At 68.6% G+C, this 19,320-nt stretch carries 18 protein-coding genes and 1 pseudogene; 14 read left to right on the plus strand and 5 right to left on the minus strand.

Annotated elements, in window-relative coordinates; genetic code table 11:
* The 5 genes and pseudogenes from AN218_RS18530 to AN218_RS18545 all read right to left on the minus strand — a co-directional run.
* Positions 1-1,657: pseudogene (locus AN218_RS18530) on the minus strand (hypothetical protein); the annotation flags it as partial.
* Between the two features lie 1,020 nt (positions 1,658-2,677).
* Entirely contained in the window at positions 2,678-3,598 is a 921-nt protein-coding gene (locus AN218_RS34610; protein ID WP_079132321.1) for an FAD-dependent oxidoreductase, read from the minus strand.
* A complete protein-coding gene (locus AN218_RS34615) occupies positions 3,595-4,158 on the minus strand; it encodes a cysteine hydrolase family protein (RefSeq protein WP_244900522.1) in 564 nt (187 codons plus the stop codon). Before AN218_RS34615 ends, AN218_RS34610 begins: the two co-directional genes overlap by 4 nt.
* Positions 4,159-4,178: 20 nt before the next feature.
* Positions 4,179-5,339 carry a transcriptional regulator gene (locus AN218_RS18540; RefSeq protein WP_070018007.1) on the minus strand — a complete coding sequence of 387 codons (1,161 nt, stop codon included), beginning with the start codon at positions 5,337-5,339 and terminating at the stop codon, positions 4,179-4,181.
* 174 nt (positions 5,340-5,513) lie between these two features.
* A complete protein-coding gene (locus AN218_RS18545; protein ID WP_070018008.1) occupies positions 5,514-5,915 on the minus strand; it encodes a GntR family transcriptional regulator in 402 nt (133 codons plus the stop codon).
* 120 nt (positions 5,916-6,035) lie between these two features.
* On the opposite strand from AN218_RS18545, the gene AN218_RS18550 reads away from it, so the two are divergent.
* The 14 genes from AN218_RS18550 to AN218_RS18615 all read left to right on the plus strand — a co-directional run bounded on the left by AN218_RS18550 (position 6,036) and on the right by AN218_RS18615 (position 19,272).
* Positions 6,036-6,455 (plus strand): RNA polymerase sigma factor, encoded by a 420-nt coding sequence (locus AN218_RS18550; protein ID WP_070018009.1) that lies wholly within the window; start codon positions 6,036-6,038, stop codon positions 6,453-6,455.
* 320 nt (positions 6,456-6,775) lie between these two features.
* Positions 6,776-7,465 carry a hypothetical protein gene (locus AN218_RS18555; RefSeq protein WP_070018010.1) on the plus strand — a complete coding sequence of 230 codons (690 nt, stop codon included), beginning with the start codon at positions 6,776-6,778 and terminating at the stop codon, positions 7,463-7,465.
* A 15-nt stretch (positions 7,466-7,480) separates the two neighbouring features.
* Complete coding sequence (locus AN218_RS18560) at positions 7,481-7,807, plus strand: hypothetical protein (protein WP_070018011.1); 327 nt, start codon at positions 7,481-7,483, stop codon at positions 7,805-7,807.
* 72 nt (positions 7,808-7,879) lie between these two features.
* The gene (locus tag AN218_RS18565; RefSeq protein ID WP_070018012.1) at positions 7,880-8,224 is read left to right on the plus strand and encodes a hypothetical protein; all 345 of its coding nucleotides are present in this window, start codon (positions 7,880-7,882) and stop codon (positions 8,222-8,224) included.
* Between the two features lie 36 nt (positions 8,225-8,260).
* Positions 8,261-8,413, plus strand: a complete 153-nt coding sequence (locus tag AN218_RS36795; protein ID WP_171908714.1) for a hypothetical protein — start codon at positions 8,261-8,263, stop codon at positions 8,411-8,413.
* A gap of 349 nt (positions 8,414-8,762) precedes the next feature.
* On the plus strand, positions 8,763-9,590 hold the full coding sequence (locus tag AN218_RS18575) for a hypothetical protein (protein ID WP_070018014.1): 828 nt from the start codon (positions 8,763-8,765) through the stop codon (positions 9,588-9,590).
* Positions 9,591-9,852: 262 nt separating this feature from the next.
* Positions 9,853-10,287 carry a hypothetical protein gene (locus AN218_RS18580; RefSeq protein ID WP_141747617.1) on the plus strand — a complete coding sequence of 145 codons (435 nt, stop codon included), beginning with the start codon at positions 9,853-9,855 and terminating at the stop codon, positions 10,285-10,287.
* Between the two features lie 504 nt (positions 10,288-10,791).
* Positions 10,792-11,187 (plus strand): hypothetical protein, encoded by a 396-nt coding sequence (locus AN218_RS18585; protein WP_070018016.1) that lies wholly within the window; start codon positions 10,792-10,794, stop codon positions 11,185-11,187.
* A gap of 91 nt (positions 11,188-11,278) precedes the next feature.
* The gene (locus tag AN218_RS18590; protein ID WP_070018017.1) at positions 11,279-12,910 is read left to right on the plus strand and encodes a DUF2637 domain-containing protein; all 1,632 of its coding nucleotides are present in this window, start codon (positions 11,279-11,281) and stop codon (positions 12,908-12,910) included.
* A 127-nt stretch (positions 12,911-13,037) separates the two neighbouring features.
* Entirely contained in the window at positions 13,038-13,580 is a 543-nt protein-coding gene (locus tag AN218_RS18595; RefSeq protein ID WP_070018018.1) for a hypothetical protein, read from the plus strand.
* Positions 13,577-13,798 carry a hypothetical protein gene (locus tag AN218_RS18600; protein WP_070018019.1) on the plus strand — a complete coding sequence of 74 codons (222 nt, stop codon included), beginning with the start codon at positions 13,577-13,579 and terminating at the stop codon, positions 13,796-13,798. Before AN218_RS18595 ends, AN218_RS18600 begins: the two co-directional genes overlap by 4 nt.
* Before the next feature lie 124 nt (positions 13,799-13,922).
* The gene (locus AN218_RS18605; protein WP_070018020.1) at positions 13,923-15,947 is read left to right on the plus strand and encodes a hypothetical protein; all 2,025 of its coding nucleotides are present in this window, start codon (positions 13,923-13,925) and stop codon (positions 15,945-15,947) included.
* A 7-nt stretch (positions 15,948-15,954) separates the two neighbouring features.
* Complete coding sequence (locus AN218_RS35550; RefSeq protein WP_107421501.1) at positions 15,955-16,569, plus strand: hypothetical protein; 615 nt, start codon at positions 15,955-15,957, stop codon at positions 16,567-16,569.
* Positions 16,570-16,671: 102 nt separating this feature from the next.
* Positions 16,672-19,272, plus strand: a complete 2,601-nt coding sequence (locus AN218_RS18615; protein ID WP_070018021.1) for a DNA translocase FtsK — start codon at positions 16,672-16,674, stop codon at positions 19,270-19,272.
* Positions 19,273-19,320 lie beyond the last annotated feature (48 nt).

A 19,320-nucleotide genomic window follows, 5' to 3' on the forward strand; every position in this document is an offset into this window, starting at 1 on the left:
CGGCCGCCTCCCGGTCGGCGCGGCGGTCCCCGGCCAGGACCTCGCAGGTCTCGCACGGGCCGCCGGTGTCCAGCCGCACGCCCTCGTCGCAGCGGCGCTCGAAGCACTCGGCACGCTGCGGGAGACCGCGGGCCAGGAGCCATCCCACCGGATCCTCCACCCGGTGCGGTCCGCCCTGCGCGCACAGCCGCCGCTCCAGCCGTGCGGCCACCACCGACTCCGCGGCGTCTGGGCCGGCAACGCCCGCCGCGACCTGCAGATGCCCCCGGATCTTGCGGACCAGATGAGCGCGCGCGCCGGGCCGGGTCAGCCGGGCCCACAGCTCCTGGACCGGACCCAACACCACCTGAAGATCATCCGGCGGCGCCGGCACCCTCCCCGCCAGCCCGCCATCGTTTCCGCTCGCCCCAGGGACGCCTGAACTTCCTTCCTGACCAGCAGAGTTGACGAGATGAAGGGGGTTTGGCTTCTCCCCGCGAAGCGGGCCCGGCCCTGGTGCCGCGGCGGCTGCAGCCCCGTCACTGGTGGGCTGTTCCGTGACGGTGGGGGAGTCCTCGCGCGTACGCGCGCCTCCCCGCCGACCACCGCACTCCAAGACGGCAGAGCCGGAAAACCCACCACTACCTGCACCACAAACGGAGTCCTCAGCCACAGGAGCGTGGTCCGCGTGGAGCTCTGCAGTATCAGGGAGGTCCGGAATCTCGGGCTCTTCGACCTCTGCTGCGCCTGTGACCTCGGCTTTCTGCGTCTCGCCCGGAGCAAGATCTCCGGCTGCAGATGCGGGAAGGTGCGAAAACACGGGGCTGGCGCCCGTACGCGCCTCCCGGACAGCCTGCTGCTGCTCACGGTGCGCGTCGACGACAGGGAGAAGCCGCACCCGGGACTTCCGCTTCATGCCCTGCGCGTTCTCGCGCTCGCGCCGTACGACCTCCGCGACACCCTGTTCCTCGAGCCGGGCGAGGACCTTCGCCCCGCCCGACGGCGAGCGGCCCAACAGCCGCGCTACCGTCGCCGCCGGCCGCCCCCGCTCGCGGTCCACCGTGCCCGGGCACAGCCGCAGCCACCCCTTCGGGCTCGCCGAGAGCACCAGCAGCAGAAGACCGAGCCGGTCCGTGGCCGCGCCCTTCCCCGTACGGGAAGCCAGCAGCCCCGGCGGCGTCGGCTCCTTGTCCTTCGGAGCCCAACCCGGCCCGAACAACACCTCGCACAGGCGCAGCAGCACTGCCAGCTCCTGCCGCGTCAGCGACAGCGGATGCCCCCGCCCGCCCGTACGACGGGCACGCCACAGCGGCATCACCAGGCAGTCCAGCCCGGTCGGATAACCCCGCTCGTCCGTCACGACCCGCGTGTGCAGCGCATCCCGCCGCCGCAGCGCGGGCAGCACGGAGTGGTGCACCGTCGAGTCGGTCACGCCCAGCCAGCGGCCCAGCTCGGCGCCCCACGTTGAGGCGACGTCGTCGTCCCACCAGCCCTTCGGCGAGCGGGACTTCGCCAGCAGCACCACCGCCGCCAGCCGCGCCGCATCCGGCAATCCGGTCAGCGACGGATCGGCCAGCAGCGCCCGTACAGCAGCCAGCAGCCGTCGGCGCATCGTCCGCGTCAATTGAAGCGGATTGCCCAACTCCAGCGGCACGACCGGCCCGGCCGGCCCTGGCACCGCGCGCAGGCGCCGTCGACGACGCTGAACGCGGCGCAGCGGGGGAGAAGTTGATGGTGCCGTCACCGGAACCCCCCGCTGCCGGCGCCCGCGGCAGCGGGCAGGCACGGCACGGCCCCGTGACGGTCGAACGCACGCGCTGTGACGTGCGCCACGAAACCAGCTCCGGATGCCGCCATACGGGCATGCCGGAGCTGACAGATGTCAGCCCCATAGGGCATAGTAAAAAACAGCTCCCTTCGGAGTGAGAGCCCCACTTCGTGTGTGGCTTGGGTTCTGGGGAGAACCTGAAGATCAGAACGGGCCGTGCCGGCGGCAACCGGGCGGCCAGTCCCCTCCGTGAGGACAGTGCAGACCTCACGGAGAACCGGAGGGGCCTCAAGGGCCTGGTGGCGTGGGAACCACCGGGACTCTGGGGCCCGGGCGGCGCTGAACGAAGCGCCGCCCCGACGACTTACGTCATCCCCACCTCCTCCTCAACCGGGGTAGGGGCCTGCCCCGAACCGGGCAGCAAGCACAAGCGCACCCCGCCGGAGCGACGCAGGCGCGTCGACTTCCACGGCGGGGTGCTGTGTGTCTGTCGGAGGGTACGGGTACCCTGTGTCATGTCGATCACCAGAAGGTCTCGTTGGGGTGGTCGGCGGGCCGTCGGACCCCCACAGGTCCTCTGGCCAGTGGCCTCCAGCTCGACTTGCTCAAGGTCGAGGGACTGGGGGCCACCATCTTTTTCGATCAATGGTGCAGTAACCCTACTCCCCAACAGGGAACGATGGGGACCACCCTCACCCCGACGTGTCGCCGCTCTACCAGGCACAACTGACGTGGTGTGAGATGTGGACGAGCTCGCGGGAAGAGGCCCGGAACGATCTTCAACCAAAGTGGGGTCGTTCACTTCCGTCCCTCCTCTACCCTCGGACCTGAATTCGGTGATCCCTGAATGGAAGATCCAGAAAGGCCCCTACGGGTAGGCAACATCGGAGCAATGGCGCGGAAGTGGCGCAGCAATCGCGGCGTAAGCCCTCATTCTCGCTGTCCGATGTGTTCGAGATTGTCGTAGAACAGTGAGAGCACTGCCTCGGCTCCGGAGCCTTGGGCTGTAGCGATGCGCTGGAAGCGAGCCGACCGAAGATCGCCAGCGACGCGGATGCGCTTGTGCTGACGCTCAGTAGGGCAGTAGCCGGCTCTGTCTATCTGGAGTCCGTTGAGGGCTTCCGGCTTACTCCCCAGGTTGTTCAGCACGTTGCGCGTCGCATAGGTCACGCGTTGGTGGTCTTTGCCCGTGACTTCAATGCGCCAGGGGTCTCCGTGAGCGCTTCGGGTGATGTCGACCTGCTCGACGGGGAGGATGTGGAGGCGGTCATCGTCCGCGACTTCGGCCGCCTTGTAGGCATCCCCCGGAGGTACGATTACATGTAGGTGGAATTGTTTCGCCGCATGGGAGCGGAGCCAGGTCCCAAGGGGACGATCCGCTCCCAGAACGTAGGTGCGACCACGGAGGTCTTCCGGAGAGGTCGTCCACAGAAATGGCGGATCGAAGTCGTCAGGCGCGGTTGCCCATTCCGTATCGACAACGCTGAGAGATCCCACTCCGGTAGCGACCACTGCCGCTCCAGCCGTGAGCACCGTACCGTCAGTAAGTGTGACCTCGACGCGGTCATCGAATCCCGAGACTGCCACCGCTCGTGCCTGGATCAAGCTGCAACGACGTTGCCCTCGCAGCCACTCAAGATCCGCAACGAGAGCGGCTGCGAGCTGGGTGCCGCTCGACCAGTTTCCGGCAACGTTTTCGACTGCGTCGATAGTGCACAACTTGCCGCCGATGTGCGCGGCTTCTACCAGTACGGTCCGGAGCTGAAGGCTCGCGGCCATCAACGCGGCGGCAGTTCCCCCCGGCCCGGCACCCACGATGAGTACGTCCGTATCGCTCTCCGGGTTCGTCATGGTCGCCCTCCCTGCGGAACGCCGATTTGATCGAGCACCTGCTTGCTGGTCAGTAGCTGATCGGCGCCGATGTTCCGAGTAGCGAGCAGTAGAGCCGCATCGTGGTACGTGGGTCCTCCCGTCGACGCGCAGGCGTCCGTCACGATCCAGGGCCGTACACCCGACTGGTACGCGTCGATGGCGGTGTCGTACACACAGGCATCCGTGTCGATCCCACAGAGCACGAGGTCGGTCCAACCCCGGCTCCGGATCAGTTGAGTACCTTCCTGCGTGAACGCAGATGACTGCTGCTTGTCGATGACCGCGTCCGCTACGTCAACACAAGGAGACAACTCGCCTACGAACGCTTGCTCGGCTTCTGTGCGCAGCTTCGTCCAACCAGTGATGGTTTCGTAAGGGGAGCCCGGTTCATTCCGGAATTGTGTGAAGACAGCAGGTGCCCCGATGCTCTGCCACCTCTTGACCAGATCTACGATTGCTGGCACTACGCCCTGACTGTGTCGATTAACGAAACCGTGCTGCACGTCGATGACGAGTAGCGCCGCCGAGCGAGGGTTCACCAAGCCACCTTCCATTGCTATTACGGATTACTGTCGCGGAGGGCCTCTTGAGCGGACCTCAGCAGCTTGGGGAGTTCGCTGGTCGACAGGATCGCCTCGCGCATCGCGCGGTGCTGTGCTGACTCGGTTGGTCGCGCAGTCGTCAGCCGCACGTACGCGCTGCGGAGGTAACGCCAGCCGTAGACCTTGGGCATCACGGGATCTCGTCCATCTTCGACCACGTGCAGGATGTGCGAAGTGAGCGCCCACAGGGCTTGTGCGTCCAACTCCAGGTTGACGATGTCGCTCATCGTCAGAGCACGCTCGTCCGGTTGCGGGTGGTAGGCGACACCGGACCAGCCCGCGACGCCCTGAGACACGCCGCCTCCGAAACTGACAGCTTCGGGATGCCACCAGCCCGCTTGGAACTTGGCATCCTCGACACCTGGGGCGAGTGGGCTCACGTTCTGTGGGTCCTGTCGGTTCACCAGCACCGATGGCGTGGTCAACAGATGAAGAGCTGTCTCCAGACCTCCGCCTTTCCACGAGTTCTCCCGCAACTCGTAAGCGGAAAGCACGTATTCAGGAGCCAGTTCGTCACTCTGGACGTCGGCGTGGAGCCCCAACATCTGTGCTAGTTGCTGCCCAGCCCAGGATCGGTCCCTCGGGTACGAGTGGTAGCGCCACACCGCGAGGTCCGTGAGCGACTCCACGTGCCGCTGCTCCTGAAGGTGGAAAACGACGACGCCGCAACCGTAGAGGTGCGTGGTGGCTGCCTGCGCTCCGGATCGCTCAGTGGGGAGCACTCGCTGTTCGAGCCCACCCGGTCCCTCGCCTCGAGGAGAAGCGACCTCGTAGATAGGAGCTAGCGACTCGCCGACGTAGGCCGGCAAGAACTTGTGCGAAACGACCGTGCACGGAGCCGTCTTCGACTCTGCGCTTTCGGCTGGCGGCAGCGGTTCGCCGTGCAATGCCGCTAGTCGGACTCGGAACGCGCTCTTCTCTTCGTCGCTGCACTGAGCCAGCGCGCAGTCGAGGATTTGCGCTGTCGCCGGGCGGCAAACCGCGGTGGGGTTCTGTCGCCAATGGGCAACGGTTCGGGAACTGAGACCGAGATTATCCGCGAAGCCGCGTTGGGACTCCCGCTTCACCGACAGCAGCAGCGTCGCCTCGGCTCCAGTCCATCGCTCCACAGTGATCATTACACCCACCTCAATCGGTGTCGCGCAGCGATGAGCCTGCGTATTGCTGCACTACGTCAGCACTATTGCTGCGGGCGGACATCACGCTCAACTGCTCCACTCCGCATGCTGATTGGCATGTCGAACAGCATGCGACGGCGAAGGTACGCAGGGTGGCCTGGGCGGGTGCCAGCTTCATCCGGAGACCCCCTCACCCTTACTCTCCAGGCGGTCAAGTCGCGAACTCATGTCCGCGAGGTTCCGCTCCACCTCGTCCAGCCGCCTCAAGGCCTGAGCCAGTCGATCGGCAACAGCGTCGGCGGCCCCCTCGCTGATGAAGCTTCCGCTCCCCTGGTGCGAGTAGATGACACCTCGGGTGCGCAGGGCACCGAGAGCCCGCGAGACCGTGTTGGGGGCAACGCCGATTTCCACTGCGAGCTGACGCGTGGACGGAAGTTTTTCGTGAGGGGAAAGGAGTCCCAAGCGAACTTGCTCCTCGACCCAGTCGACAACGCGCTGGGCCGGCGGCAGTGGCACGGGCTCGTCTGCGCGCTGGGTCGGCTGCGGTTCGGACTCATCACTCGACATGAGCGTCATCGTACGCCCACCTCTTCATCCTAGACGGCTTACCCAACTGACTTGACATGGCTGCTACTGTAGCAGTTATGTTGGGTAAGCCAATACGGCAGTCCCTGGCTTTCGTGAACGGAGACGCACATGCAGACCACCGAACTCGATCAGATGTCGCTGCTGGTGGAGGCGTACGACCGCTACCAGCCCCGGCTGCACCGTCTCGTGAACAATCACCTTCCGCCGGACCAGTGGCACCGCGGGGAGGACATCACCCAGAACGTATGGATGCGAGCGCTTGAGTCCGCCGACCTCGACAACACCTGCGTCGACTCGCGCTCCGAACTCCCCATCTGGCTCGTGGAAACGGCCCGCGAGGAAATCGCCGAGCACCACCGCAGCACCGTCGAAGCCCTCTACGGCTCCAGGCCGGTGAACTGCACCTTCCACGATGTCCACACCACGGTCGACAAGCGGATCGTCCTGATCCCCGCCGAAGTCCTGGTCGACCTTGACGACTTCACCAAGCAGCAGCCCGAGCCGCAGTTCGCGCTCATGGCGGGCTGACGCTCCGACGCCTTCTGCCGGAACCGCCCCACATGGGCGGGTGCCGGTAGTGGGCGCCGGAAACGGCACCCAGCACGCAGTTCGCAAGCCGCTCCGGCGGCGGCCCGGGTTCGGGACGGAAGCTTCCGCTTCCACGCCCGAGACTCCTTACCGGAGTCGATAGCACCATCTAAATCCCCAGGTCAGCGAGCTGTAGCACGTCGCGTCGCCGCGCGATGCGCTGTCCAGCCGTCAGGACGCCGGCACACCCGGCCCCTGACAGATGGAGAACGCACCACGCAGCACGCGTACCGACCGAGCACGCACGCAGGGAGAGCACGATGACCACCACCGCCCGGAAGCGACCGAAGAAGACACGTACCAAGCGCCGCAGCATGCGGCCTCCGCTCGCCGTCTCGACGATCGTGTCCACGCAACCGCACCATGTCGATCTGCGACCCGGCGCGCGCTGCCTCGTATGCCCCGACTGCGGAACCTGGTGCCCCCTCACCACCCACCAGGGCAAGCACAAGCTCGTCCCGCACGACACGCTGCCCGCCGGTGACGACGGCGCAGGCCCTTGCCACCTCGGCAGTAACCGCCTCGTGCACATCGACCTCACCCTGACGCAGTGGCTGAAGGCGATGGAGCGCTTCGACCGCGACAAGGTGCAGCCCCAGAGCCGCCGCACAGCACGCCAGTTCTACAAGCCCATCCCGCCCACCGGCGCGCCGGTCGTCCGGATCGCGCAGTCGCGAAACGTCCCTGGCGACACCGGCCAGGACTCGACCCACCGCGAGCGCTGCCCGGTCTGCCGACACCGCGAACAACTCCGCGCCGAGCGCGAGCGGTTCGCCCGCACAACGAGGCCGGCGCGCCGCCGCGAGCAGCGGTGGAGCGACCTACTGCCGGCCGTGCAGCGGGCCGACGCCGAGCGGATTCCCGCAGGAGCTGCCAGCACCGAGAAGGGGCCGAAGGTGCCCCTCGAACCGCTCCACGTCCGTACGACCAACTGCCCCTTCTCCGCTTAGCGATTGGAGACTCCCATGACGACCGCAACCGCCAGCGGGTTCCCCTTCACTACCCGCCGTACCACGACGTCCCTCGGGAACGTCACGGACGACACCTGGGGCTTCGCCACCGCCACCATCACCACCGCCACCCCGCGCGGCACCGGCAACTCACGGCGGATGACCCTCGGCCTGACCGCCGACAACGGCGCCACCGCCGTCGCCACGCTCGACAGCGTCCGGCTCCGTCAGACTCCCGACTTCCTCCTCACCCCCGGAGCCCGCGTACAGGTCCGCGGCGTCGTACGGCGCCTCACCGACACGCTGCCCGTCATAGACGTCATCGGCATCGCACCCGCCTGACCAACCCGAAACCTCGGACTGCGGCACCCTGGGCACCATCAGGGCGCCGCTTCTGTCCGATTGGAGACCCCGATGCCCCAGCAGAACCCGACCCCGATGACGCCTCGGACGCGACTCCTGGCCGCGCTCGATCTCCTGGCCACGCACCGCATCAAGCTTGCCCGCGAGTACCTTCCGTCCAAGGACCGCATCCGAATCGCAGTTCGCGACTTCACCGCGCCCCGGCCGCTGCTCACCCTCGACGAAATGCCGCTCGTGGTAGGACGCGTGGGACACGGTAAGACCGACCTCACGGCACTCATGAACGCCGCGAGGCACTCACCTCCCATGCCCGCCGTACGCGATGACGAAGTGGTCATCGGGCAAGAGCTGGACGCCCAGCCGGTGCGCTGGAACATCCGGCGCTCCTTCCGATGAGCACCCGCCGTACTTTCGACTCCCGAGAGGAGCACCGTGGCTTATCACGTCCGAGTCGACACCAACGACGGCTACCGCAACTACTTCTGCCACACCGAAACTGCCGCCGAGGCTGAGAAGGAGGCCACGGAGTGGGCCGAAGCCGACGGCGAGACACCGCAGGGCGCCCACGCCACACCCGGCTACTGACCGCACCAAGGCACGGCCTCCGCTCGGTCGGAGACCTGACGCACCGGAGGGCACAGCATGGACCCGAAGCCCGGCTACGTCGTCATCGCATACGAACGGGGAGCGCCAGTCTGCGAGGTCGCCACCGCGGGGGAGCCCCTGACGGTACTGGAGGCGCCTCACTTCGCCCGCGAGCTCCGTCGGGAGTTCCCGGGAGCCGTTGTCGCCACGCTCCCCGCTGGCTCGTACGTGCCGTGACCATGCGACTCGCCCGCGACCTACGACCTTCCAGCACCGCGGCGCACCGGGCATCACCCGGGGCGCCGCGGTGCTGTTCCACCAGTCCTGATCGAGAGAACGGACAACGCCCATGAACAGGCACTACACGAGCCCGACCAACCCCTGCCACGTGATCAGCGCCGAACGGTACAGGCTGTCTCACATCGACTACGTCACGCCCGACTTACCGAAGTTCGATGCGATGGTCGAATTCCTCAACTTCAGCGACACCAACCTGCACACGCGGCCCGAAGGCTACGGCCTGATCCTCCTCGAAGCCGAGGAACACAGCCTGGCCTACTTCGGCCCGATCGAGCAGGTCCGCCAGTACCAGGCTGACAACGCCGCCGGCGCCGCCACCACCTTCGACCACACGCAGGGCGTCATGATCGGCGGATGGCCCCAGGGCGTGGCCTGGGATGGCTTCATCCCGACCACCTACTGGAACCGCAAGGCCAACGGTGCTGTCGATGACGGCATCGGCATCCTGACCCGTTTCGATCACCCGGTGACCCCTGGCGCCGAAGTGATCGTCTACGAATTCGAAGGCGGATGGCTGGCCGACCGTCCCACCCACAAGCTGGTGACCTACCACTGCACGGCTTGCCACCTCGACACGTTCACCGACTCCGGCCACGTCCACGAGAACGATGGCCCCGACACCCGCCGTTGGGCGGCCCGACAGGCCCGCCAGCACATGGAAAGCGCCAAGAAGCACGGCGTGAACCGCGACGGCCAGTCGGCCTGCCGGCCGAACAACGGCGAGATGCTGCGCATCGTCAACGAAATGGCGAAGAAGCGCAGGTACGAGCACGCGCCCCTGCCCGACACCGACGACGCGTACTGCGCGATCCACGGCCCCTGCTCGATCATCCGCGAACTCCGCGCCGGCGTACGCCCCGCAGCCGCCTACGCCTGACCCCGCCGACTCACCCCACCCGATGAGGGGGCCGACCCGCTCGCCCCTCCCGTACACGCAACTGCCACGGCGGCCCGACCTGCTCGGGCCGCCGCTCGCGTTTCTGCTCGGCTGCCTTCTGCCGCCCGGCCCGTACGTACGGGGCGGGCGGTGGACGGGAGCCGTACAGCACACCGAGCTGCACACCACGCTCCACCAACACACCGCGGCGGCCAGGGGATTGGGCCCCCTGGCCGCCGATCTCTGCACAGAGGAGGATTCTGTGACTGCAGCCATGCTGGCACAACGTCCCGCGTCGTTACGGCTGTTCGGGCCGGACGACCAGGAGCCCGATCACCGCCGCGGCAGTGAGCCGACTCCCACCCGCCCGCACATCACCGGCGAGGACGACGAGAAGACGCCCGCCGGGCTGCCGAAGCGCAAGCCCTTCAAGAAATACCCGCCCAAGAAGGACGGCTTCGTGAACCTCGCCAGCCCCGGCGAGGAAGAGCCCGGACGGGACGGCGGCCAGAGCGACGAGGGCCTTCGCCGGGCCACGGGCGCGCACAACCGACCGGCCCCGGCCCGGACCGTCATCCGCACCGGCCACCCGCTCCTCCCGAACCTGCCACTGGTGCGGATGGCGCCCGCCATGAGCGACGACGAGGACCACGAGCTGAACCGCGACGCGGAGACAGGAACCGACTGGGACCTGTAACCGCCTCGCACAGCACCCCGAACGACACGTCACCACACGGGCGGGGCCGCCCCACCGGCTCGGCGGCCCCGCCCGTGTCACCCCGACGGCAGGCCAACCTCCTTGCCCGACGACCTCATACGCCTGGCCCGCCTCGCACAGCACGACGCGGAGCGGGCCCTCGCTCAGCACGGACTCACCGCCGGCACCCGCGCCCTGCTCTACGCAGCGCGCATCACCACCGAAGTGGTGCTCGACACCGGCAGATACCGAGTCCACGACCTCCACCAACTACTCCACGGGAGTCGCAATGGGAACCAAGCAGCCCTCAACGAAGGACTTAGAACGCCGGGCCGAGGAGTCCCGGAAGAACACCGAGAAGGCAGTAGACCAGCGCCGCCGCCTGACCGGCTGACTCCGGACACCTCGCATCGGGCTTCGGGCCGCGACCGTCACTCGCGGCCCGAAGTCCCCTGGCGCAACGATCACCTGCCCATTCCCCGCCGGGAGCAGNCGGGAGCAGAGATGACGATCTCCACCGAGCACCGCCCACCGGACGCTGCCGACGCGCCCGCCCAGGACACCGCCGGCACGGGCCGCCGGGTCCACGTGCGGCTCCGCCGCGGCAAACCCGCCGGCGTCTTCCGCACCGTCGTCGACGCGAAACGCGCCGCCGAGCGCGCCGCGTCCGTCCGCGCCGGACTGTGGCGCGAAGCCCCAGCCCACGGGGAGCGCGAGCACGAGCTCGTCGAGACCGACGTCCACGGCCCCTGGCCCGACGAGAGTCGCGTGTACGTCCTCGTCGACCACGGCGGCCGCTACCGCTCCGTGCACGGCACCACCACGACGGACCAACACCGCGCCGTCACCGACCGATTCATCTGCCTACGCATCCAGGAACCGGCCTACGCCGCGGCGTAGGCCGGCCCCGCTTTGCGACCTCTCTCACCCGACGGCCCCCGGGCTCAACGCCCGCGCCCGCGAGCGGCCCCGATGAAAGGAACACCTCACCATGCACTGGAAGGACCCGGGCGCGTGGACTAAGGACAACTGGTATCTCGTCCTCGGGACGCTGGTGCTGATCATAGGCTCCCTGCTGATCGTCCGAGCCCTGCGCCGCGCCAACAAGCGCCGTGCCCTCCTCGCCGCGCGCGCCGCATACGACGAGCACGCCGACCGCGTCGGCAAGCGGGCCGAGGACATCCTCACCCTCGCCGTCGCATCCGCAGCCGCCTACCTCAGCTCGACCGGCCTGCGGAAGTTCGGCCGGGACATGATGCAACTTCAGTCCCCCGCGGACTGGCTGCCGTTCTTCGCGCTCGACATCGCCGCCTTCGTCTGCGGCAAGCGTGCGCGCCGTCGGGCCCGCCGCGGTGACGGACCGGGACTCTCCGGCGCGCTGATGTGGGCCCTGATCGGCGTCTCCGCTGTCTTCTCCGGCAGCGAGGGCGACACCGTCTGGCAGCAACTCTCCCGCGTACCCTGGCCGTTGATCGCAGGCATCCTCTTCGAGCTCGGCTCCCTGGAGGAACGCCGCACGAAGCGGGAGGACCAGAAGCGCTCCGCCGGCGAGTGGATCGAGCGCAAGCTCGACGCCGTCAGGATGCTCCACCCCGTCGAGTGGGTTCGGGTCCGTATGGCCTTGGCCGCCGACGAGAGCATCTCGACGGCCCAGGCAACCCGCCTGGTACGGATCGAACGCGCCGGATACCGGATGTACCGACTCCGGATGATCAAGAAGACGTACGACGACCACGGCAAGTGGACGGCGTGGCTCTTCGCCGGCCGCCTGGAGCGCGCGAACCGCCGCGCGCAGGTCACCCAGGCCCGGGTGAAGCGCGACGACATCGAATACGTCATCGAAGCCTTCCAGCGGCGGGTGCGCACCATCACCATCGCCAACGGGGAGTACACCACCCCGCAGCAGGCCCAGAAGGCCGCCCGGTCGATGCTTCTGACCGAGCCCCGAACCGGGCAGACCGACCGGACCGGCCCGCCGAACCGAACCGAAGCCTCAGAGGTTCGAACCGGCACGGCCGAACCGGTCCAGCGAACCGGTACGACCGAACCGAACCGAACCAGTGAACCGGCACCTCGAACCGGTGCGGAGAGCGAACCGAACCGGTCCGGCGAACCGGCCGAACCGGTTCATCGAACCGGCCGAACCGAACCGGCGAACCGGCCCGGTTCGGAAACCCGAACCGGTCGAACCGAACCGGCCGAACCGAATCGGACCGAGCAGGTCAACACCGGTACGGCAACCGGTTCGGACGCCGAATCCAGCGACGACGAGGGTCCCTCCGACGAGGAGCTCATCGCCGCGCTGCGCCGCGCTCTCCTGCCGAACGGCAAGTTCAGCATCGGCGGTCAGGGAAAGGTCGCGTCGCACTTCCGCATCGGTACAGGGCGCGCCAAGCGCGTCATGAAGGAGGCGCGCAGCCTTCCCCCGATCGGTTCGGACGGCATGCCCTCCGGTACGCCCCCCAACGGGCAGGAGGAGAACGAGAAGAACAGCGCCCCGGCCGCCGCAGGCGTCATAGACCTCGAGAAGGCCTTCGACGTCACGAACCTCCTCGGCCGCGGCGAGCCGACCGAGCACGAGATGGCGCTGGCCGGCCCCGCTGCCAACCGTGCTGCTGACTGACCCGCACCTGTTCCTGTTGCCCGTGGTCATCCCCAGCCCCGCGTCTCCGCCCGGACCGCGGCGGCTGAGGGTGGCCACGGTCGCCTGGCCAGGCCGAACCCCCACCCCCTCCCACCTGGAGAAACGCATGAACATCGAACACTTGATGACGGAAGAAGGGATGCGCGAGTTCACGGCCAAGTGCCGTGACAAGCACCAGTTGGCGCACACGCAGTACGCGCAGATCGGCGAGGTTCTCAAGCAGCGGCTGCTGAACCAGGCGCCGCTCACGGGTGACCGCTGGTACCACCGCCGCGTACGCGCGTGGCAGGTAAAGCGGCAGTACACGAAGCTGGCGCGGCTCTCCCGCAAGGCCGTCGGCGCCGCGGAAGCCGCGAACACTGTGTTCCGTACGAACGTGCTGGAAGTAGAGGGCAGGCGGGAGCAGAAGGCCCTGGACAAGGCGCAGCGCAAGCAGAGCCGCCGCGATGCGTCCGGCGGCTTCGTGGAGAAGTCCCTCGCCAAGAGCGCCGACGCGTTCAACGGGGTATCCGCGCAGGTCACCGACGGGAACGAGCAGCCGGTCACCTACCTGGATCCCGAACCGGCGCCCATGCAGATGGCCTCCGGCAGTGGCATTCAGCCCACCGGGACGGTCTACGACCACTTCCCCAAGGGAGGCCGCCGTTGAACCGCCGCCGTCTGAGCCCGCAGCAGCAGGAACAGCGCTCGCGGGCGAACCGGGCCAGGCACCTGAACGCCAAGCAGGAGGAGGCCCGCGCCCAGGGGCCCGAGCAGTTCGCGTGGTTCTGGTGGGACGCCGTCCGGACGCTCACGAAGCAGCGCCCCGAACTGCTGAAGCCCCTCGCGAGCCATCTCCACGACTTCTACCAGCGTCACACGCAGTAACTCATCATCCTCATCCTCACCGCCGCTCGAGGCGTCCCCGGCGGGCCTCAAGGCGCGCGCGCGACGCGCGCGCGCGAGGCTGCCGTGGCGGTGACTGTCTGTCAACACTGAAAGGGAGGGAATCATGGCCGACGACGACGCCTCCAACGGAGCCGACGGCACCCCGAACAACGTTCACAGCCTCCTGGGCCGCGTCGGATTCAACCCCCCGTCCGAGGCATCCGACTCCTCCTCCGGGTCCTCGTCCGACGCCCCGACCCTCACCCTCCCGGCCGTCACCGAGCCCCCCGCCGCCGATCCCCCCGACCTCTGGGACGTCGATGAGACCGGGCCGCTGGACATCCTCACGGCGATGCCGGAACCGGGTCTGCCGGCCCCCGAGCCGTACCCGGTCGCCCCCGAGCCGGGACACGTCCCCGACACCTTCCGCTCCGAGCCGGCCGACGGATCACACCACGCGCCCCGGCTGGGGGCGCTGTCCGCGGTCGCGATCCTGGCCATCTCCGTCGCCGCTCTCCGCGGCATCCACTCCGCGGTGACCGCCTGGCGCGCCAACCGGGAGCACCGGCGGGCCGTCGACGAGGCGGCCGCCAGGGGAGACGGCAAGGGCAAGGGCGGCAGGAAGAAGGTGCCGTCGTCGCACGAGTACGGCAGCAAGTCCCTGGGCTGGCGATCGTCGTCCGGGTCCCGTTCCGGCCGCGGCCGCGGCGGGGGAAGGGGCAGGGGCGGTGGCCGCGGCTCGGGCGGCAAGGGCCGAGGTACGTCTCCCCACCGGTCTTCCAGCGGCGGTTCTCCGTCGAAGGGCCGGCACCGCAACGACAAGCCGAAGAAGGACAAATCGCAGCGGTCGCTGCTGGGCGGGGGATCGCAGCGCGGCAGCACCCTCGACCGCAGCGGCGGCCGCGGCAAGGGCGGCGGCCGCGGCAAGGGGAAAGGGAACTCCGGGTCGGACAACGGCGGCAAGAAGAACAAGAACGGCCGCGACAAGGCACCCCGGGGCACCTCCGGTGAGAAGGGTCTCCTGACGCCGCAGAAGAACACCGACGATGACGCCGGGCGGAAGAACAAGGGCAAGGGGAAGGGCCGTACGACGCTGCGGCAGGCGATGAGGGACCAGCGGCGGAAGGCGGCCAAGCGCCGCCTGAAGCAGCGCAGGAAGAACCTCGACCCGCCGTTCCTCTGGTCCTACGACCGGGACGACGACACCAAGGACGACAAGCCGGGCAAGGACGGCGGCGCGAAGTCCACCAGCTCGGAGAAGAAGTCCGGCGATAAGAAGGACAGCAAGGACAAGTCCTCGACGCACAGCCGGTGGGAGAAGACCTCCGCCCGGGCGCGGGAGCGGTGGGAGAAGCGCCGCGCCGCGCACGAGGAGGAGCACACCAACCGCGGCGCGGCGGGTGACCCGTTCGCCGGGGCCTGGGCCTTCGACGACGACAGCCCCTTCGCGGCCGCGGGCTCCGCCTCCCACCCCTGGCGGTTCGAGGGCTTCGGCCGCGCGGACGGGAAGGACAAGCCGTCCCGCCGGAAGACGCCGAAGGAGCCAGCCGCCGTCGGCCGCGGACAGCCCGCTCTCGACGCGGCCCCCACCCCGCACACCGAGCGTCCCGGCAGCAGCGCCCCCGAGTACGTGGGAGCCGGCGCGCTGCGCACGAAACCGAAAAGGAAGGAGCCGCGGGTGGCCAAGACGCCAGCAGTGCCCGGCCGTGCGGTCGCTTACGCCCGCGCTGTCAGCGCGGCCGCGGGCTCGCCGGAGATGGCGCCCGAGCACGAAACGGAAATCACTCTGCCCGAGGCGCTGGAGCTTCTGGAGAAGCTGACCCGGGACGGCTTCTCGGCGCACGACATGTGCGTGTACCTGGCGAAGGCGGCCCGGAAGCTGCGCTACGAGTTCGAGGATCTCGCGAGCGTCCTGCGGCGACGCAACAACATCATCGGCCGGCTGACATCGGCGGCGATGGAGCACTTCGCCGAAGCGATGGAGGTCGTGGCGCGCAAGGCGGACGAGATGAAGGTGACGTCGCTGGTCGCCGCGGAGCTATCCGAAGCGGCCGAGAACGCCATGTTCGACGCCTACCAGCCGCTTCAGCAGGCCACCGAGGACGCGGGCCTCTCGACGCCGTCCTCGTACGCCCACAACCGGGAGTAGGTGAAACATGAGCATCCCCGTTCCCGCCGCCGACCCCGGCGACGACGCGATCGAACCCGCCTCACCGGTCCCCGCCGAGGAGGCACAAGCCGAACAGACCGCCGACGCCGACAGCGCAGAGGAGACCGAGACCACCGAAGGCTCCGAGGACGCCGCAGAGAAGAAGCCCGTTGCCGGGCGGGTCGTCTCGACCGGCGGAGGGGGCGCCGAACTCGTCCCCACCCGAGGCAACGCACCCGCCGTCCACGACGGCGACGACGTCGGGTTCCTCTCCCTGGGGCTGAGGATCTTCTGGATCGTCAAGGAAGCCGCACGGCTCGCCGCCGGCATGCACAAGCTCCAGCGGCGCATGGAGAGCAACGCGACCAAGGCCCGCATCGCCGCCGAGTTCTGCGCCGCTGCCGACGTCGAGGAACAGTTCACCGCGATGATCATGGAGGCTTCCGCTGCCCACTTGCGGGTGGCGAGAGCATCCGGGGACCTGCGGGACGCCGCCGACTCGATGGAATTCAAGGGACGCAACTTCAGCGACGCCCACGAACGCGAGTACCGCGGGGTCTACGAGAACGTGAAGGTCAGCCGCGCCCGCCAGCCCAAGCCCGGCTTCAACCGCGTGAAATGACGCCCTAACCCCAACACCCGCACCCCCCCCGTACCGCACCCTCCCGATGGGGCCGCATCCACACCGGATGCGGCCCCATCGCCGTGACGAAGGAGAACCACCGTGAGCACCGCCGAGCAGGCGCCGGGAGAGGCGCCGAGCGCAACGCCGACGCCCGTATCCGCCCGCGTGATCGCTCGGCGCGTACGGGCCGAACGCCTCACCTACGGGGCCGTCACCCTCGGCCTCACCATCGCCCCGCAGTACGAGTCCGCCTGGCCCGCCCACACCGTCGCCGCTGTCAGCGCCGTCGGCGGAGCCGTGTGGCTGTGGGAGAAGACCAGCACCTGGATGAAAGACAAGATCGACGTCACCGGCACCGTCGACGTACTCCGCACATGGGGCCGGGCGCTGCCCCTCGTGACCGGCGTCGGCCTGTACGCGGTGAACTTCTTCACCGCCGGCGACTTCTGGGCCCCGGGCGTGGAGTGGTGGGAACCGCTCGACGCCGCGGTCTGGGGCACCACGATGGGCGCCTGGGCGCCGATGACCCGCAGCCGGGGCCTGATCGTCGCTCCCGACACCGGGGCGCCGGCCATCGTCCCCCCGCAGGCCGTCGTCGCGAAGAACCTCGCCCAGCAGGAACTGCTGACCGGTCCCGCCGCCAGGTGGGCGGCCTCCGGCGTCGCGGCGGACACGAAACTCGTCCAGCCCCAGTGGTACCGGCCCGGCCTGCCCGACTTCGAAGCGACGATCGTCGCCCGCCAGGGCAAGGCAGTGCCGGAGATCTCCGAGACCAGCCTGGCCGCCATCTTCGACTTCCCCGTCGGCTCCGTCCTCCTCCTCCCGATCCCCGGATCCGGCCCCGGCCGCAAACGGCTCATCGCCCGCCCCACCCTGGGCGCGCCGGATTCGGTGGAGGAAGCGACGCTGGAGGGCAAGTGGGCCTCCCGCGTCACCTGCAGCGGCGGCGCCGCCCCCGGAGTCGAACTGATCGACCACCGGCTGGAAGACAACCGGCTGGTGCTGCTCGTCGCGGCGCTGCCGGGCAAGACCATCCGTCTCCCGCACCCCGAGCTGTGCTCGGCGATGGGCGTCAACGACCCTTCCTGCCTGGTGATCGAGACGGACGGCGTCCGGCAGGGCGTCGTCAGCATCTACGAGAAGAACCCGCTTCTCAACGTCCGCAAGGCGACCGTCGCCGACCTGACGATGGACGCCAAGGGCCGCATCAACATCGGCATCCGCCACGACGGCAAGCCCGCCAAGGTCCGCCTGTGGGACCCCGACCAGGGCGCGCTGCGAGGAATCACCGCCGGGGCGACCGGCGCCGGCAAGTCGGTGTTCCAACTGCTGCTGCTGGCCGCGGAGAAGTGCTCCGGCATCGTCTCCTTCGTCGGCGACCTCCAGGGCGGCAAGTCCCTCCCGGAGGCCGAGGGCAACGTCGACTGGTTCGCCAAGGGCGAGTACGAGTGCCTCGGGCAGCTCCTGGCCGCGCACGCCGTCATGAAGTACCGCGAGCGGATGAGCGCCAACCGCGGCGACTTCGCGATCAACAAACCGTGGCGGCTGCTGAACGTCACCCTCGACGAAATCAACCGCCTGCTCAGCCACCCCGACGACCGGATGCGGAAGCTCGCGGCCTGGCTGATCGCCGACATCCAGAAGACCGGCCGCAAGGTCGGCGTCGGCATCCGGCTGTCCGTGCAGTCCCTCCACCTGAAAGACCTCGGAGACGAGGAAGCCATCCGCCAGCAGGGCAAGGCCGGCATGGTCGTCCTCATGAGGACCCTGTCCTCCAGCACCCGCGAGATGGGCCTGGACGGCATCGAACCGCCCGGCTTCCAGATGTCGAACATCCCCGCCCGCATCTACGAGGACGGCCAGATCGAAGCCCTCTTCCACGGAAAGGACGACGAGGACGGCGAATCCACCGCGGGCATGGCGTACGTCTTCGTCGACGGCCGCGCCGAGTTCATGCGGACCTTCTACGCCGAGAAGACCGACGGCCGCTACCTCGACCTGCTCGAACTCTTCGGCGACGCACCGCCGGTGACCCTCACCCCCGAGGAACAAGAGGTGGCCGGAGAGGCGTACGCCGCCCGCAACGACCCCGAGTACCTCAAGGCGATCCTCAACAAGATCATTGCTGCGGCGCTGAAGACGACCACCAAGTCGAAGGGCGGCGCCAACCGCGGCGACGACGACTTCGACGAAGAGGAGGACTACGGCACCTTCACCACCGACTTCAACCCCCCGGAAGCTCCGGCGCCTCCCACCGTCGAGGAGCGCATCCTCGAAGTCCTCATGGACGGCCCCAAACACATGAAGGACATCCGGGCCGCGCTGCCCGACATCGCGCCCGGCACGGTCGGGAACACCATGACCACCCTGAAGGAGAACGGCCTCACCGTCCCGGTCAGCCGCGGCGTACACCGCCTCGCCGACCAGCCGGCAGCCGAACCCGGCCCCTCCCACGAGACCGACGTCGCCCTGCTCCGCCAGGCAGCAGAGATGGTCATCTCCACCCAGTTCGGGTCGACCTCGATGCTGAGCCGCAAGCTCCGCATCAGCCCCGACCTGGCCGGTCAGGTCATGGACGCGCTCGCCGAGCACGGCATCGTCGGCCACGGCCAAGACGGCAAGGCCCGGGACGTACTCATGAGCCCCAACGACCTCGATCAGGCGCTGCAGCGCCTCGAACCGCAGCTCCAGCCCTCCTGACCCACCGCCACACCCCGCTGGGGGCGGCAGCCGAACCGGCTGCCGCCC

Source organism: Streptomyces nanshensis (assembly GCF_001751255.1).
GTDB lineage: Bacteria > Actinomycetota > Actinomycetes > Streptomycetales > Streptomycetaceae > Streptomyces > Streptomyces nanshensis_A.